This is a genomic window from Flexivirga sp. (assembly GCF_051955415.1).
Classification (GTDB): domain Bacteria; phylum Actinomycetota; class Actinomycetes; order Actinomycetales; family Dermatophilaceae; genus Flexivirga.
This window is the reverse complement of sequence record NZ_JBQCGS010000095.1, coordinates 1-14,307: the sequence shown is the minus strand read 5'-3', so window position 1 is coordinate 14,307 and position 14,307 is coordinate 1. Positions and strand designations below refer to the sequence as shown.

The 14,307-nt window shown below is 66.8% G+C and carries 13 protein-coding genes; 10 read left to right on the top strand and 3 right to left on the bottom strand.

Annotation, left to right across the window (positions count from 1 at the left end; all coding sequences use genetic code 11):
• Positions 1–34: 34 nt before the first annotated feature.
• From ACTHL4_RS15590 to ACTHL4_RS15580, 3 genes are all read right to left on the bottom strand, one after another.
• Positions 35–1,714: an HAD family acid phosphatase gene (locus tag ACTHL4_RS15590; protein ID WP_440283677.1), complete on the bottom strand. Its 1,680-nt coding sequence runs from the start codon at positions 1,712–1,714 to the stop codon at positions 35–37.
• A 73-nt stretch (positions 1,715–1,787) separates the two neighbouring features.
• A complete protein-coding gene (locus tag ACTHL4_RS15585) occupies positions 1,788–2,702 on the bottom strand; it encodes a D-alanyl-D-alanine carboxypeptidase family protein (protein WP_440283676.1) in 915 nt (304 codons plus the stop codon).
• A gap of 170 nt (positions 2,703–2,872) precedes the next feature.
• Positions 2,873–4,150, bottom strand: coding sequence for a S53 family peptidase (locus ACTHL4_RS15580; RefSeq protein WP_440283675.1), 1,278 nt, complete (start codon positions 4,148–4,150; stop codon positions 2,873–2,875).
• Between the two features lie 260 nt (positions 4,151–4,410).
• On the opposite strand from ACTHL4_RS15580, the gene ACTHL4_RS15575 reads away from it, so the two are divergent.
• From ACTHL4_RS15575 to ACTHL4_RS15530, 10 genes are all read left to right on the top strand, one after another.
• The gene (locus ACTHL4_RS15575) at positions 4,411–5,322 is read left to right on the top strand and encodes a LysR family transcriptional regulator (RefSeq protein ID WP_440283674.1); all 912 of its coding nucleotides are present in this window, start codon (positions 4,411–4,413) and stop codon (positions 5,320–5,322) included.
• Positions 5,323–5,690: 368 nt separating this feature from the next.
• A complete protein-coding gene (locus ACTHL4_RS15570; RefSeq protein WP_440283673.1) occupies positions 5,691–7,265 on the top strand; it encodes a 4-hydroxyphenylacetate 3-hydroxylase N-terminal domain-containing protein in 1,575 nt (524 codons plus the stop codon).
• Position 7,266: 1 nt separating this feature from the next.
• Positions 7,267–8,202 carry a VOC family protein gene (locus tag ACTHL4_RS15565; RefSeq protein WP_440283672.1) on the top strand — a complete coding sequence of 312 codons (936 nt, stop codon included), beginning with the start codon at positions 7,267–7,269 and terminating at the stop codon, positions 8,200–8,202.
• Positions 8,199–8,939: a ribonuclease activity regulator RraA gene (locus ACTHL4_RS15560; RefSeq protein WP_440283671.1), complete on the top strand. Its 741-nt coding sequence runs from the start codon at positions 8,199–8,201 to the stop codon at positions 8,937–8,939. The genes ACTHL4_RS15565 and ACTHL4_RS15560 overlap by 4 nt, the downstream gene beginning before the upstream one ends.
• A gap of 6 nt (positions 8,940–8,945) precedes the next feature.
• On the top strand, positions 8,946–9,374 hold the full coding sequence (locus tag ACTHL4_RS15555; protein WP_440283670.1) for a cupin domain-containing protein: 429 nt from the start codon (positions 8,946–8,948) through the stop codon (positions 9,372–9,374).
• A 51-nt stretch (positions 9,375–9,425) separates the two neighbouring features.
• On the top strand, positions 9,426–10,991 hold the full coding sequence (locus tag ACTHL4_RS15550; protein WP_440283669.1) for an aldehyde dehydrogenase family protein: 1,566 nt from the start codon (positions 9,426–9,428) through the stop codon (positions 10,989–10,991).
• Positions 10,988–11,395 carry a RidA family protein gene (locus ACTHL4_RS15545; RefSeq protein WP_440283668.1) on the top strand — a complete coding sequence of 136 codons (408 nt, stop codon included), beginning with the start codon at positions 10,988–10,990 and terminating at the stop codon, positions 11,393–11,395. Before ACTHL4_RS15550 ends, ACTHL4_RS15545 begins: the two co-directional genes overlap by 4 nt.
• 65 nt (positions 11,396–11,460) lie before the next feature.
• Positions 11,461–12,957, top strand: a complete 1,497-nt coding sequence (locus tag ACTHL4_RS15540; RefSeq protein ID WP_440283667.1) for a purine-cytosine permease family protein — start codon at positions 11,461–11,463, stop codon at positions 12,955–12,957.
• 89 nt (positions 12,958–13,046) lie between these two features.
• On the top strand, positions 13,047–13,622 hold the full coding sequence (locus ACTHL4_RS15535; RefSeq protein WP_440283666.1) for a flavin reductase family protein: 576 nt from the start codon (positions 13,047–13,049) through the stop codon (positions 13,620–13,622).
• Positions 13,619–14,307 (top strand): acyl-CoA dehydrogenase family protein (locus tag ACTHL4_RS15530; RefSeq protein WP_440283665.1); only part of this gene is annotated, 689 nt, incomplete at its 3' end. The genes ACTHL4_RS15535 and ACTHL4_RS15530, both read left to right, overlap by 4 nt.

Genomic DNA, 14,307 nt, shown 5'->3' with positions numbered 1-14,307 from the left:
CGTTTCGTGTCCGCTCGGTGGAAGGGGTGCTGGTTTACGGCAGGTAGTACGTCGGGTTGGGCAGCTTGATCGGCACGATCGCGTGCCCGCCGATCAGGTCACTGAACTGGTCGCCGAAGTTGGCGATGACGGTGTAGTCGCCACCGGAGCGGGACTCGACGTGGGCACGGGTCTGCGACTTGTATTCGATCGTCGTGCACTTCGCCGTCGCGCAGTGGATGTAGGACGGCTGCTGGCTGGCGCCCTTGCCGGTCCACTTGGTGTAGTAGTTCGGCTCGGTGAAGCCCTGGTAACCGACGTCCGCGAGGTTGCCGATCGTCGCGGCCTTCTGGTCGTCGTTACGGCCGGTGAGCCCGATCAGCGTGCATCCGGACTTCTTCGCGGCGTTGACCAGGCCGACCATGCCCGGGGTCGCGGGGAACAGCTTGCCCTGCACCCAGACGTCCTGCAGCGTGGGGTTGAAGTTGAACTTCATCGCCCCGTCCTCCATGTCGTAGGTCATCAGCGTGGTGTCGTCGGCGTCGAGCACGATGGCCGGTTTGGCGCCGAAGATGCTCCCGAACGTGCACGCGGCGGTCAGCGCGGGCGTGATGCGTGACGTCATCCGCTGCATCTCACTGATGTATGGCGAGGAGGTCTTGTTCGCGATGCCGTTCGCGTCCGCGTTGTAGTAGGTGCGGATCGTCGACTTCACCGAGTCGATGTTCGGGATCCCTTCGCCGCCTTGGGTTTTCCCGCTGGAGCCGTCGGCCTTCATGGTGAAGTGGGTGCGTGGCGCCAACCATGGCTCGTGAACGCCGGGCAGGTCGGGGGAGGGCAGGTAATAGGTCGGGTTGGGCAGCTTCAGGGTGTGGTCGGCATACCCGCCCTGCAGGTCGGAGAACTGGTCGCCGACGTTGAGCGCGATGTCATAGCCCAGCGACTCGATGTGCTTGCGCGTGCCGGCCTTGAACTCCACGGTCGTGCACTTCGCGGCCGCGCAGGTGATGTATGACGGCTGCTGGCTGTCGCCCTTGCCGGTCCACTTCGTGTAGAACCGGTCGGCGGTGAACCCGGTGTAGCCGACCTTGTTCAGGTTGGCGACCGTCGCCGCCTTCTGGTCGTCGTTGCGGCCGGTGAGCCCGAAGATCGTGAAGCCGGCGTCCTGCGCGGCCTTGACGAAGCCGACCATGGCCGGCGTCGCCGGGAATCGTTGGTCCTGCACCCACTCGTCCTGCAGCGCAGGATCGAAGTCGAAGTGCATGGCGCCGTCCTCCATGTCATAGGTCATCAGCGTGGTGTCGTCGGCGTCGAAGACGATCGCCGGTTTCTTGCCGTGCGCGCGGCTCTGTCGATAGAGGGCGGCGAGTTTCTTCTCCTGCGTGGCGACGATCGAGTTCATCTGCGCGATGTATGGCGAGGAGGTCTTGCTCGCGATGCCGTCCGAACCGGCGTTGTAGTAGGTGCGGATGGTCGACTTCACCGAGTCGATGTTCGGAATGCCTTCTCCGCCTTGGGTTTTCCCGCTGGAGCCGTCGGGTGCCATGGTGAAGTGGGACCGCGGGGTGAGCTGCTTGTCGGTCCATGAGGACAGCGACTTGACCGCGTGGTGCTGGGTCAGCTGCGGTCCGTGGGACCGGTGACCCGTGTCCGCGCCGGCCGTGGGTGCCAGCGCGAAGGCGGGTGCGGCTGCTGCGACCGTGATCGCAGCGATCGTGGCTGCACGACGATGCATGTTTCATCTCCGGGGAAGTGACGGGAAGCGGGCCCATCGACGTTACTGCGCGCCGATGGCCCGTGTGGTCGCTTCAGCCGACGAAGTTGAAGTGGTAGTCCTCGCCCTCCTGCAGCGTCGCAGCGAAGGGGTTGTGGAAGCCGAAGGACTCCTGATGGGTCAGCAGCCAGTCATTGCCCCGCGCACCCCAGGAGTAGAGGTTCGGGGTGTCGCGCTCCTCGAAGTCGATCGCCAACCCGTAGCCGTGGTTGGACGTGCCGGGGACCGCGGCGCGCGGTGCGCCGAACTTGTCGAACCAGAAGAGCTGCTCGTCATACGACCGATAGGTCAGGTCGATGGTCGCGAAGTGCCCGAAGGACCGCTTGAAGGCGCGCTGCAACCGATGCAGAGCGGTCAACGCCGCTTGGTTCAGATAACGGGTCGTCGCAGGCGTGTAGCCGGGCTCGAAGTGCGCATCGGCGTTGTAGCACAACGGAACCGGCGAGAGCAGCTGCTCGGGGATGCGGCCGTTGAGGCTGCACGGATCTGCGGCGTGCCCCCGGATCGTGCCCCGGTTGACGTAACCCCCCAAGGTCCCGATCCAGGGGCCGTTGTCGACCAGCCGGCCCGTGACCAGCTCGTGCTGGGCGAAGCGTCCGACCACGGGCTGGTGGAAGCCGGGACCGGACCGGATGTTGGCGAACTGGTCGTCGCTGGTGACCCGGCCGGTGATGCGCGGACAGGGGGTCGACGGTGTGCTGCCCGGTTGCTCGGAGGTCAGGTAGTCCGTGCTCACCCATCCGCCGACCAGCGCGCCGGTGGTGATCTGCACCCACCTGGTGTGTGGCAGGCCGGTGACTTGCGCATCCGGTACCAGCAGGCCGACGGCGGGATGCGCGGTGCTCGGCCCCATCCGGACGCTCAGGCTGTCGATGTCGGGCGCGACCCAGCGCGTCACCCCCGTGCAGTCGGCGCCGTTCGGCGTGCGTCCGACAGATGCGGTCGTCATGGTCGCCCCCTCCCCTCGCGATCACTCCTCCATTCCACCAGAGTGACGGCCGACATGCGGCCGGTCAGGTGATCGATCCATCGCGTGTCTCACCCGGTGGAGCGGCACCCCGGTGGAGCGGCACACCTCAAAAGGAGTGCGCCGCTCCGCGGTGGCCGACGGTCGGGCGATCACTTGGTCAGTGAGTCGATGATCGCGCCGACGTTCGGCGTGCCCCAGCCGGTGGGCGAGTCCCAGCCGGTGCTGGCCGAGTAGCCGCCGCTGAAGGTCGGCGTGGAGTTGCTGCCCTCGGTGACGTCATACAACATGCCGCTGCGTGCCCAGCTGCGCGCGTAGTTGCTGACGCTGCCGATCTTCGAGCCGGTCGCCTGGTCGAGGTCGGCGGCGATGCCGGCCCACTGCGGTGACCCCGCCGACGTGCCACCGAAGAAGTAGAAGCCGTTGTTGTCACCGCCCAGCATGCCCAGGTAGGTGAGCACACCGGTGTAGACGCTCGCGTTGTAGGCGACGTCGGACCCCTGCTTCGCGGTGAGCAGGCTGGGTGCACCGCCGGTGGCACCGAACGGACCGTCCGCACAGTTGGTGGGACAGTTCGCGTAGTCGCCCCAGACGGTCTCGCGGGGTTGGGCGAGACCGCTGCCGGCATACAGGTTCGTGCCGCCAACGGCGGTCACCAGCGGATCGGCGGCCGGCAGCGAGAAGTTCTCGTAGCCCGCACCGTTGTCCGAGCCGCTGTCGGCCGAGGAAGCGAAGACCGACATCCCCTGCGCGGCGGCCTTGGCGAAGGTCTTGTGCACCTGGCTCTGCTGGGCGTTGTTTCCGTGGATCAGGTTCTCGGACTCGCCGTAGCTCATCGACAGCACATTGCCGAGCTTGTTGTCGACGGCGTACTTCACCGCGTTGTCGAGCGATGCGCCGTGGTCGTTGGCCGCGACGACGAGGGCGATTTTGGCACCTGGTGCCACTGCGTGCGCCCACTGGATGTCCAGTGAGGTCTCCTGCGCCCAGCTGGGCTGTGTGTCGTGTCCGTTGTAGGTCGGCTTGCCGCCCGGGTAGTAGATCGACAGATCGGCCTGCGGCAGGCCGAAGGCGGTCGAGAACGTCGCCAGGTCCGATGCCGCGGTCGGGCTGCCGAAGGCGTCGACGATGACGATCGTCTGGCCGGTGCCGGCCGCCTTGCCGTTGATCGTGTCCGGGATGTCGTATGCCGCCCGAATGCTGTGCGGCGTCTGGCAGGCGAACTCGCCGGCAGTCTGGGCGAGACAGTCCGCCGGACCGGCCGGCAGGGCGGCGGGGGTCTTGCCGAAGTGCGATTTCACGGCGATCGGCGTGACCTTGTAGGTGAACGAGCTCGCGGGGCTGGCTGCGTATGCCGGCAGTGCCGAGACCGTGAGGCCGGCGGCGGTTGCGGTGGCGAGGGCGATCTTGACGGATGTGCTGCGCTTCATGGGCGCTCCTCAGGGGCCAAGGAAAATCCCGTAGGTGGTCGGGTGACCAGGGGTTTTCGCAAGATACTGCTGATCCGGCCGCCTGCGAAGGGCTATTGCGAGCAGCGGTCGCAGAAAACCTGCCTCATCCGTGCAACCACCCATGTCCGGGACGTCGCGTGTTCTACCCTCGGCACGATCCATCGGAACCCGGACCGGAGCCGTCTCCGGAATTCGGACGGTGGCCTCACGGCTGCCGAAGTCGCAAGGGTGTGCCCAGCATGGAATTTCGTCAGCTCGACTATTTCCGCACCGTGGTCGACAAGGGTTCCGTCTCCGGCGCTGCGAAGGCACTGGGCCTGTCGCAGCCGACGCTGACCACCGCGATCATCAAACTGGAGCGCGACCTCGGGGTGCAGTTGCTCGAGCGGTCGGCACGGGGCGTGGCGCCCACTGAGGTGGGTCGCTACCTGCTGGCCAACGCGCGCCGGTTGCTCGCGGACCGGGAGCGGCTGAGCACCACCATCTCGCTGATGGCCGAAGGGCTGGTCGGTGATCTGCGCGTCGGCCTCGAGCCGATGGTGATCCACGAGGTGATGGCCGACGTGCTGACCGAGTTCATCCGGCAGGCTCCGGCCGTCAATGTGATGCTGACCGACACGACACCGGACCGCATCGTCGAGGGCCTGATCGACGGATCGCTCGATGTCGGTTGTGTCCCGTTCGCTGCGGACCGGTTCGCCGACGCCGTCCGTGACATGTGCGACTGGTCCCCGATCGCCCGGATCGCGCTGCGGCTGGCGGTTCCTCGCAGCCGCGCGGAAGAACTGCACCCGGACGGCCACGGATGGGGCCGATGGATCCTCCCCCGGCCGATGAGGGAGTTCTCGGGTATGCCGGACGACGCCGTAGCGGCGCTCGGTGCCGATGACGACTTCCGCACCATCGAGGTGTCGACACCGCAGACCGCGGTGGCGTTCGTGGCAGCGGGCCTCGGGGTGGCCCCGGTGACGCAACGCCTCGTCGGCGACAACCCGGCAGTGGCGGTCCTCGACGCTCCGTCCTGGATGCGGCCCATGCAGGCGACCGTCATCTGGCGCAAGGACCAAGAGCTGACTCCGCACATCAGCCGCTGGCTAGCCGCCTCCCGGCTGATCGCCGGACGGCGCTTGGGCCCCGCGAATGTGATCTGAGCCATAGACGCCGGGTATGGCCCGATAGCTGCGCGCTATGCACACCAGCTGCCGATGCGTCAAATACCTGTCTCACAGTACGAGACAGTACGAGGCGAGCACGGGCGCCGTCCGGAGCACGCCGCGCCGTAGCTAAGGCAGTGCATCACTGCAGGTCAGCGGCGGTTTGCTCGCTCCGGGGTGACCGCCGGGCGAACGCCGATCGGCGCCCGCCGAGCCCGCGGATGGCGCCGAACCCCTTGTCGCACGACGTGTGGTGCGCCACATATGTGTCCAAGCGCCGCGGCGAAGACACCGCCGGTTCGGCGACTTCCCGAATGACTCACGCACTCCAGCGACATCACTACCGGCGACGAACGAGAGAAGCCATGACCGACACAGTGTCCGCAGACACCATCGAGACCTCCACCGAGACGTCCAACGAGTTCCTCCCGTTCACCGGCCAGGAGTACTTGGACAGCCTCGACGACGGCCGCGAGGTCTGGATCTACGGCGAGCGCGTCAAGAACATCGCCGAGCACCCCGCGTTCCGCAACTCGGCCCGGATGATCGCCCGGATGTATGACGCCCTGCACGACCCGGAGCGGCAGGACATCCTGACCACGCCGACCGAGTGGGGCGGTCGCACGCACCGCTTCTACCGCGCGCCGTCCTCGGTCGAGGAGCAGATCGCGTCCCGAGACGCCATCGCGGAGTGGCAGAAGATCGCCTGGGGCTGGATGGGCCGCTCGCCCGATTACAAGGGCTGCTTCCTGGGCACGCTGGGCGCCAACGCCGAGTTCTACCGTGGCTTCGAGGACAACGCCCGTGCGTGGTACCGCAAGGCGCAGGAGCGCACCTGGTATCTCAACCACGCGATCATGAACCCGCCGGTGGACCGCGCGAGCGGTCCGGGGGCCGGCAAGGACGTCTTCGTGCACGTCACCAAGGAGACCGACGCAGGCTTCTATGTGTCCGGCGCGAAGGTCGTGGCCACCGGCTCGGCGCTGACCCACTACACCTTCATCGGACACGTCGGCCCGGTCGGCATCCAGGACGCGGCATACTCACCGGTCTTCATCACCCCGACCAACGCGCCGGGCGTCAAACTCATCTCGCGTGTCTCCAACGAGTACCGCGCGGCGACGACGGGTTCACCGTTCGACTACCCTCTGTCCAGCCGGCTCGACGAGAACGACGCCATCCTGGTGCTCGACAACGTGTTCGTCCCCTGGGAGAACACCTTCATCTACAACGACCTCGAGCAGGCCAACAAGTACAACATCCACTCCGGCTACCTGGAGCGCGCGTCGCTGCACGGCTGCACCCGCTTCGCGGTCAAGCTCGACTTCATCGTCGGTCTGCTGGCCAAGGCGCTCGACATCACCGGCGCCGGGCAGTTCCACGGTGTGATGTCGCAGCTGGGCGAGGTCATCGCCTGGCGCAACACCTTCTGGGCCTTGTCCGACGCGATGGCCAAGAGCGAGGTGCCGTGGCTGGGCGGGATGATCCAGCCCGACTCGCAGTTCGCCGGCGCCTACCGGGTCATGAACCAGCTGGCCATGCCCAAGATCAAGAACATCATCGAACAGATCGTCGCCAGCGGTCTGATCTACCTCAACTCCAGTGCAGACGACTTCAAGGTGCCGGAGCTGCGGGGTTACCTCGACACCTACCTGCGTGGCTCGGACGGCATCAAGGCCGAGGAGCGGGTCAAGGTCATGAAGCTGCTCTGGGACTCGATCGGCACCGAGTTCGGCTCGCGCCACGAGCTCTACGAGATCAACTACATCGGCAGCAACGACGTGACTCGTCAGACCAACCTGTTCAGCGCCCGGGGCAACGGCAAGCTGGAGGACTGGAAGGCCTTCGCGCAGTCCGCCATGGACGAATACGACCTCGACGGCTGGACGGTGCCGGACCTCATCGGTCCGAACGACGTCAGCGTCTTCCACAGGGGCTGACATGGCTATCGCGATCGATTCCGCGCAGGTGTCCTACGCCGTCCCGGATCTGGATGTCATGGAGCAGTTCCTGACGTCGTTCGGTATGACGAAGGCGCCCGGCAGCGATGACCAGACCCTCTACATGCGGGGCACCGGGTCGCAGCACCACATCCACGTCACGCACAAGTCGCAGACTCAGCAGTTCATCGGCACCTCGATCGAGGTCGCGAGCCGCGACGACCTGGTCGAGCTGGCTGACAAGCCGGGCTCGTCGGCGATCACCGACTCCACGGAGCCCGGCGGCGGCGAACAGGTGGTGATGCACACACCCGACGGTTTCGAGATCCGGGCCATTCACGGGCGGGCCAAGGCGGACCCGGTCAAGACGCGGAAGCCGTTCGAGTTCAACAACATCGAGTGCAAGCGACGGGTCGCCGAGTGGGTGCGCATCGAGCGCGCGCCGCAGTCGATAGCCCGGCTGGGGCACTTCGTCCTGCACGTGTCAGACCACGACCAGACGATGGGCTGGCTGAACGACCGGTTCAACTTCCTGCCCTCGGACTACTTCCTCCCGCCGGGGCAGGACGGCCCGGTCGTCGGCACGTTCGTCCGCCTCGATCTCGGCCAGCAGCTGGTGGACCACCACTTCACGCTGATCCTGCAGTCCGAGCGCACCGGTGTGCACCACAGCGCCTTCGAGGTCACCGACATGGATGCGGTGATGGCCTCGCACGACTTCCTCGTCGAGCAGGGCTACACGCAGGACGTCGGCGTCGGCCGGCACCTGCTCGGCAGCCAGATCTTCGACTACTGGAAGGACCCCTTCGGGTTCCGCGTCGAGCACTACACCGACGGTGACGTCGTCGACGCCTCCCATCAGCCGGGCAGTTTCAACGGCACGGCGAGCGAGACGACCCAGTGGGGCACGCGGCCGCCGTTGGAGTTCTTCGAATGAGTATCGAAGCCGGCCCGGTCGTTGACGACGAACTGCGCCTCAAGCTGGTCGAGGCGGGCAGTGCCACCATCGCGAATCTGCTTTACAAGCGCGGCTTCCGCAACACCATGCCGTACGGTCTGCGTCCGCTGCGCGACGGGCAGCCGACACTGGTCGGCGAAGCGTTCACCCTTCGGTTCATCCCCGCCCGTGAGGACCTGGATGACATGAGCCGATATGCACGTGCGGACAACATCCACCGCCGGGCGATCGAGGAGTGTCCTGCCGGGAGCGTCCTGGTGATCGACACCCAGGGGTGCACTCGCGCCTCGAGCATGGGCGACCTGATGGCGACCCGCTTGCGGGTTCGCGGTGTGCGCGGCGTCGTGACCGACGGCGGATATCGGGACAGCGCGGGCATCGTCGAGACGAATCTGCCCTGTTTCCAGGTGCACCCGGCTCCGCCGGCTACCCCGATCGCTCTGCACCCGGTGGCGCTGCAGGAGCCGATCGGTTGCGGCGGTGTCGCGGTCTATCCCGGTGACGTGGTCCTCGGCGACAGTGACGGCGTCGTGGTCATCCCGCGCCAACTCGCCGACGAGGTGGCCGACGAGGGCGCCGCAGCGGCGGCCTACGAGGAGTTCGCCGCGCTGCAGCTGAAGGCGGGTCTGTCGATCTACGAGGTGTTCCCGGCGACCGAGCAGAGCAAACACGAATACGACAAGTGGGTCGCCGTGCGGCGTCCCGGGCTGGAGTGAACCGACATGACAGACGAAACCATCGCGTTCGACCAGGCGTCGCTGGAACGGCTGGTGCATGACACCGAGCTGAACGACGACGAATGGATCGACTACCCGGACTACGGCTTCCGGCAGTACTTCCTGCACAAGAACTCCGAGACCGGGGCGAGCATTGCGTTGCTGGAGTACGACAAGGGCGGGCGGATCCCCACGAAGCACACGCACGCGTCCAACCAGTTCATGTACTGCCTCGAAGGCGATTACGAATACACCGATTCCGGACTTCGTCTGCGCCCCGGCTCCTTCTACGCGAACCCGAAGGACCACCCGCACGGTCCGACCATCGCCCACGAGCGCAGCGTGCTGATCGAGATCTATGACGGCCCGCACTACTACGAGAAGCCCGAGTACCACACCGACGAGACGATCGGCGACTTTCTCGCGAACGACTGACACAGAACGCGTTTCGCCGCACTTCAGACTTTTTTGACGAAGGAACCAAACATGACAGTGACAACCTCCGAGAAGCCGGCCGTCTTCGACACCGCCAAGGTGCTGGCCGCCTTCGGACTGGACTCCGTGCACTCCGGTGCCTACATACCCAGCACCGGCTGGACCGACCCGCAAGCGCCCGAGGGCGAGCTGCTGGAAGCCGTCTGCCCGGCCGACGGCGAGGTCGTCGCGAGGATCGCCCCGGCCACGGCGCAGGACTACGACCGCATCATCGAGGACGCGATCGCCGCCCAGCGCAAGTGGTCCCAGGTGCCGCCTCCCGCCCGGGGTGCCCTGGTGCGACGCATCGGGCAGCTGATCGAACAGAACCTCGACGACCTGGCCGCACTGGTCTGCCTCGACACCGGTAAGTCGATCATGGAGGCCAAGGGCGAGCTGCGTGAGTCGATCGACATGTCGACCCTCGCGGCCGGGCAGGCCCGGATGCTCTACGGCTACACGCAGCAGTCGCAGCGTGCCGACCACCGGATGTACGACCAGTGGCTGCCGCTGGGGGTCGTCGGGATCATCAGCGCCTACAACTTCCCCGGGAACGTCTGGGCACAGAACGGCTTTCTGGCGGCGATCGCCGGCAACACTGTCATCTGGAAGCCGAGCCCGAAGGTACCGCTCACCGCGATAGCGTTGCAGCGCCTGGCCGTTCAGGCCTGCGAGGAGCTTGGGCACCCCGGCGTCTTCTCGATGTTCATCCCCACCGACGACGCGATCGCCGAGCGACTGGTCGCTGACGAGCGGATCGCGCTCGTTTCCTTCACCGGCTCGACCGGCGTCGGCAAGAAGGTGGCGGAGATCGTCGGCAGTACCCTCGGCCGTCGCTACCAGTTGGAGTGCTCGGGCAACAACGGTTGCATCGTGGACGAGACCGCAGACCTCGAACTCGCTGCCAAGGCACTGACTTTCGGTGTCGTGGGCACCACCGGCCAGCGCTGCACCAGCACCCGCCGCGTCATCGCACACCGCAGCATCGCCGACCGGCTGGTCGAACTCATGGGTCGTGCGTTCGACCAGATCGCCGTCGGCGACCCGCGCGACCCGGAGGCCGTCGTCGGGCCGCTGATCGATGCGGCCGCGGTGACCCGCTTCCAGCAGGTCCTCGCCGAGGCCGAGAAGTCGGGCGCCCGCGTGGTGCACGGCGGACACGTCATCGATCGGCCCGGGCTGTATGTCGAACCGACCATCGTCGTGGACGTCGACCCGCAGTCCGAGATCGCGCAGGAAGAGACGTTCGCGCCGATCGTGTCGGTGCTGGTCTACGACGACCTGGACGACGCGATCGCCATACACAACGACGTCGCGCAGGGACTGGCGTCCGGCATGCACAGCACCAACCTGATGAACATCGAACGGTTCCTGTCCTCGCGTGGCAGCGACTGCGGCATCGTCCGCGTCAACATGGGCACGACCGGCGCCGATGTCGGAGCGGCGTTCGGCGGTGAGAAGGAGACCGGCGGCGGCCGCACGGCCGGGTCCGACTCGTGGCGGGAGTTCATGCGCCGGCAGAGCGTCTGCGTCAACTGGAGCGGTAAGTCCGCCTGGGACGATCGGATCCAGCTGTGAGCGCCGGGCGGCAGCGTTTCCGCGCCGAGCAGGTGCGCGAGCCGGCGGACGGCATGTGGTCCAACTGCCTGCGCGTCGGGGACCTGATCTCCGTGTCGGGCATGACGGCACGCGGTGCCGACGGTGAGACGGTCATCGGCGACGAATACGACCAGGCAATGGTCATTTTCGGCAAGATCCGAGACCTGCTGGCCGCAGCCGGAGCGCAGCTGGATGACGTGCTGAAGATGACGATCTTCGTCACCGACATCACCCAGAACGCCAAGGTGTGGGACGCGCGCAAGCAGTTCTTCACCGGTGACTTCCCGACGTGCACCCTGGTCCAGGTGGCCGCGCTCGCCAAGCCGGAGATCCGGCTGGAGATCGAAGCACTGGCCGTGGCGGGCAGCAGCACGTCGCAATGACGACCCGGGTCCGCGCTGCGGCGCGGACCCGGCCCATCCCCTCCCAGAACGAAGGAACAACCACCATGTCCACAGCCAAGTCGCGACCGGCTCCGGTCGCCGCGCCGGGCGGAGCCCCGGTCGCCGAGGCCTCCATCGATTCCTCGTTGGCGTCGGCGGCCGAGGACCATTCGCTCGTCAGCGTCCCGGCTGCGGACCGCAAGAGCGGCTGGCAGCTCTCGTTGAGCCCGATGAGTGTAGCGACGGCTCTGGTGATCTTCGCGATCGCCGGATTCACCGTGGTCCTCGCCGGTTTTGGGCTCGGCATGCTGGCTGGTGTCACCGTGGCAGTGATCGGTGTGCTGCTCGGCCGGGCACTGGGCCAGATGGCCTACCAGACCGGCATGTCCAGCACGCTGACCGCTCGCTTCTTCGGCTTCGGCCTGCGCGGGTCGGCGGCGGGCTCGGTCATCTTCGCGGTGATGATCCTCGGCTTCCTGGCCGTCGAGTCGGCACTGCTCTACGAGGGCACGTTGCTCGCCTTCCACTGGAGCGACACGTGGCTGACCAAGATCGTGATCTACGGTCTCCTCGCCATTCTGTGGACGGCGCTGGCGATCTTCGGCCTGAAGCTCGCACTGCGAGCGACCGGGGTGCTGATCGTCGTCACGCTGGTGGTCGCGGTCTACATGGTCTTCCACATCTATGCCGCGGGCGACGCGAGCATGTCGACGGTCTTCGGTTACCACGGCATCGTGCCCGGCGGCTGGTGGCCGCGGCTGGAGGCCGCGCTCGGCCTGATGGGGGCGACCGGCGGGACCATCGCGCTGGTGACGACCGACTTCGCGCGCTACTGCCGGACCGGCCGCGATGTGACGATCCTGTCGATCAGCGGACCGCTCATGCAGAACATCGTGATGACCGTGCTGGGCTCACTGGTGGTCATCGGCGGTATGCCGGAAGTCGTGAAGTACCTGGTGGCCAACAACTCCGGGATGACCGCCGAGCAGGCCGGCCAGGTGGGCACCGGCTACGTCATGGGAAACACCGGAGCATTCTTCGTGATCTTCGCCGGGTGGCTCGGCTTCGTCACGATCTACGCGGCGCAGGCCAAGGCCCAGGCGATCAACGCCTATTCGGGGTCGCTGTCGCTGGTCAACCTCGTCGATGTCCTCTTCGGACGCAAGCCGGGTCGGGCCGTCATGGTCGTGGTCGCCAATGTCATTGCGCTGGTGATGATCTCGGCAGGCATCCTGGACAGCTTCAACAAGTATCTCGCCCACCTCGGTGCGTGCACCTTCGCGATGTGCGGCGTGATGGTGGCCGACTTCTACCTCGTCCGCGGCCGGCGATTCGAGATGCATCGTGAACGGCTGGAGATGTGGAACTGGGCGGGCCTGATCAGTCTGGCAGTTGCCGCGGCGGTCGGTGTGTTCCTGATCGCCACCGACACCTTCCCGCTCGGGTTCTTCGTCTCCTTCGTCGTGGCCGTCGTGCTCTACCCGGTGCTGCGTGCCGTCCTGCCCGAAGGCACCGGGACCTCGTTCGCGGACGAGGCCGACGCACTCGACGAAGCCGTCTGACCACGACGCCCACGCCACCCCACACCACGCCACGCTCGCGGTGGGCCGCACCTGTCGGCCACCGGATCCGCACCAGGAAAGGAAGTGCCATGTCGGAGTTGATGTGGAACTTCGAGCTCTACGAGAACGCCGACGAGGCGCTCACCCTGCCCGCCGCGTCCGTGGCGCCGCAGTTGACCGACCCGCGTGCGCTGCGCGACGCGCTCGGCAACTTCGCAACCGGTGTCGTGGTGCTCACCTACGAGGCCGGCGGGGTCTACTACGGGGTGACGGTCAACTCCTTCACCTCGGTGTCGATGGAGCCACCGTTGGTGCTGATCAGCATGCAGCGCAGCTCGCGGGCGCTGGGCTACCTGCTGGAACGGCCGTTCGCGGTCAACATCATGGGCAACGAACAGCTGCTCACCGCACTGCAGTTCGCCGGCAAGCCGCAGACGCACCAGATCGAGTGGGTGGAGGACGACAACGCCCCGTGGCTCAACGGGTCGCTGGCGCACTTCCAGTGCACCCCGTGGGCCGCCTATGACGGCGGCGATCACGTGCTGGTGCTGGGTCAGGTGTCCTCCTTCGGACAGGAGACAGCCGCCAAACCGCTGCTGTTCTACCAGGGTGCCTGGCGGGCGCTGGCGCTACCGAACGACGGATCGACGGAGGCATGGGGATGAGCCGGACCGGACTGAGCGCCGACGTCGCTGCCGTCGTCGAACGACTCGCGGCGGCATACGACCTCTTCCAGGTCGAGGCCGAGGTGGGGGAGCGGCTGCGCCGCCCGAGCCCCGCGGTGCGCGACGCGCTGCAGGACAGCGGGGTCTTCGGCCTGATCATGCCGCGCGAGCTCGGCGGGCTGGAGGCGACGCCGACCGAGGTGCTGACCGTGATCGAACGGCTCTCGTATGCCGATGCCTCGCTGGGCTGGCTGGCCCGGTCGATCGTCACCGAGACGGCGCTCGCGGCGACCTATCTGCCGCAGGAGGCGATCGAGGAGCTGCGCACCGACGGGTTCCCGCTGGTCAGCGGGCACGCCACGTCTTACACGGGAACGGCCGAGGCGGCCGAGGGTGGTTACCGGGTCACCGGGACCTGGCATTTCGCGCCCGGCACGTCCGTCGCGACCCACCTGAACCTCTCGGTCACTTGCGACGACGGCGAGCCGCTGGTTTGCCTGGTGCCGCGCAACGACGTGTGGCTGGCCGACAACTGGGACATGCTGGGCCTGCGCGCGACCGCCAGCCTGGACTACTCCGTAAAAGACCTGTACGTGCCGGCTCGGATGACGTTCCGTATCCAGCACGGCAAGGCCCTGCGTGGCGGCGAGTCCAGCCGGCTGAGTCCGGCGCTGCTGGCCGGGCT

Excerpts from the sequence above, each read along its gene's own strand:
- ACTHL4_RS15555 (WP_440283670.1), top strand. The coding sequence starts at position 8,946 with ATGACAGACGAAACCATCGCGTTCGACCAGGCGTCGCTGGAACGGCTG.
- ACTHL4_RS15570 (WP_440283673.1), top strand. The coding sequence starts at position 5,691 with ATGACCGACACAGTGTCCGCAGACACCATCGAGACCTCCACCGAGACG.
- ACTHL4_RS15575 (WP_440283674.1), top strand. The coding sequence starts at position 4,411 with ATGGAATTTCGTCAGCTCGACTATTTCCGCACCGTGGTCGACAAGGGT.
- ACTHL4_RS15535 (WP_440283666.1), top strand. The coding sequence starts at position 13,047 with ATGTCGGAGTTGATGTGGAACTTCGAGCTCTACGAGAACGCCGACGAG.
- ACTHL4_RS15585 (WP_440283676.1), bottom strand. The coding sequence starts at position 2,702 with ATGACGACCGCATCTGTCGGACGCACGCCGAACGGCGCCGACTGCACG.
- ACTHL4_RS15590 (WP_440283677.1), bottom strand. The coding sequence starts at position 1,714 with ATGCATCGTCGTGCAGCCACGATCGCTGCGATCACGGTCGCAGCAGCC.
- ACTHL4_RS15540 (WP_440283667.1), top strand. The coding sequence starts at position 11,461 with ATGTCCACAGCCAAGTCGCGACCGGCTCCGGTCGCCGCGCCGGGCGGA.
- ACTHL4_RS15550 (WP_440283669.1), top strand. The coding sequence starts at position 9,426 with ATGACAGTGACAACCTCCGAGAAGCCGGCCGTCTTCGACACCGCCAAG.
- ACTHL4_RS15565 (WP_440283672.1), top strand. The coding sequence starts at position 7,267 with ATGGCTATCGCGATCGATTCCGCGCAGGTGTCCTACGCCGTCCCGGAT.
- ACTHL4_RS15580 (WP_440283675.1), bottom strand. The coding sequence starts at position 4,150 with ATGAAGCGCAGCACATCCGTCAAGATCGCCCTCGCCACCGCAACCGCC.
- ACTHL4_RS15560 (WP_440283671.1), top strand. The coding sequence starts at position 8,199 with ATGAGTATCGAAGCCGGCCCGGTCGTTGACGACGAACTGCGCCTCAAG.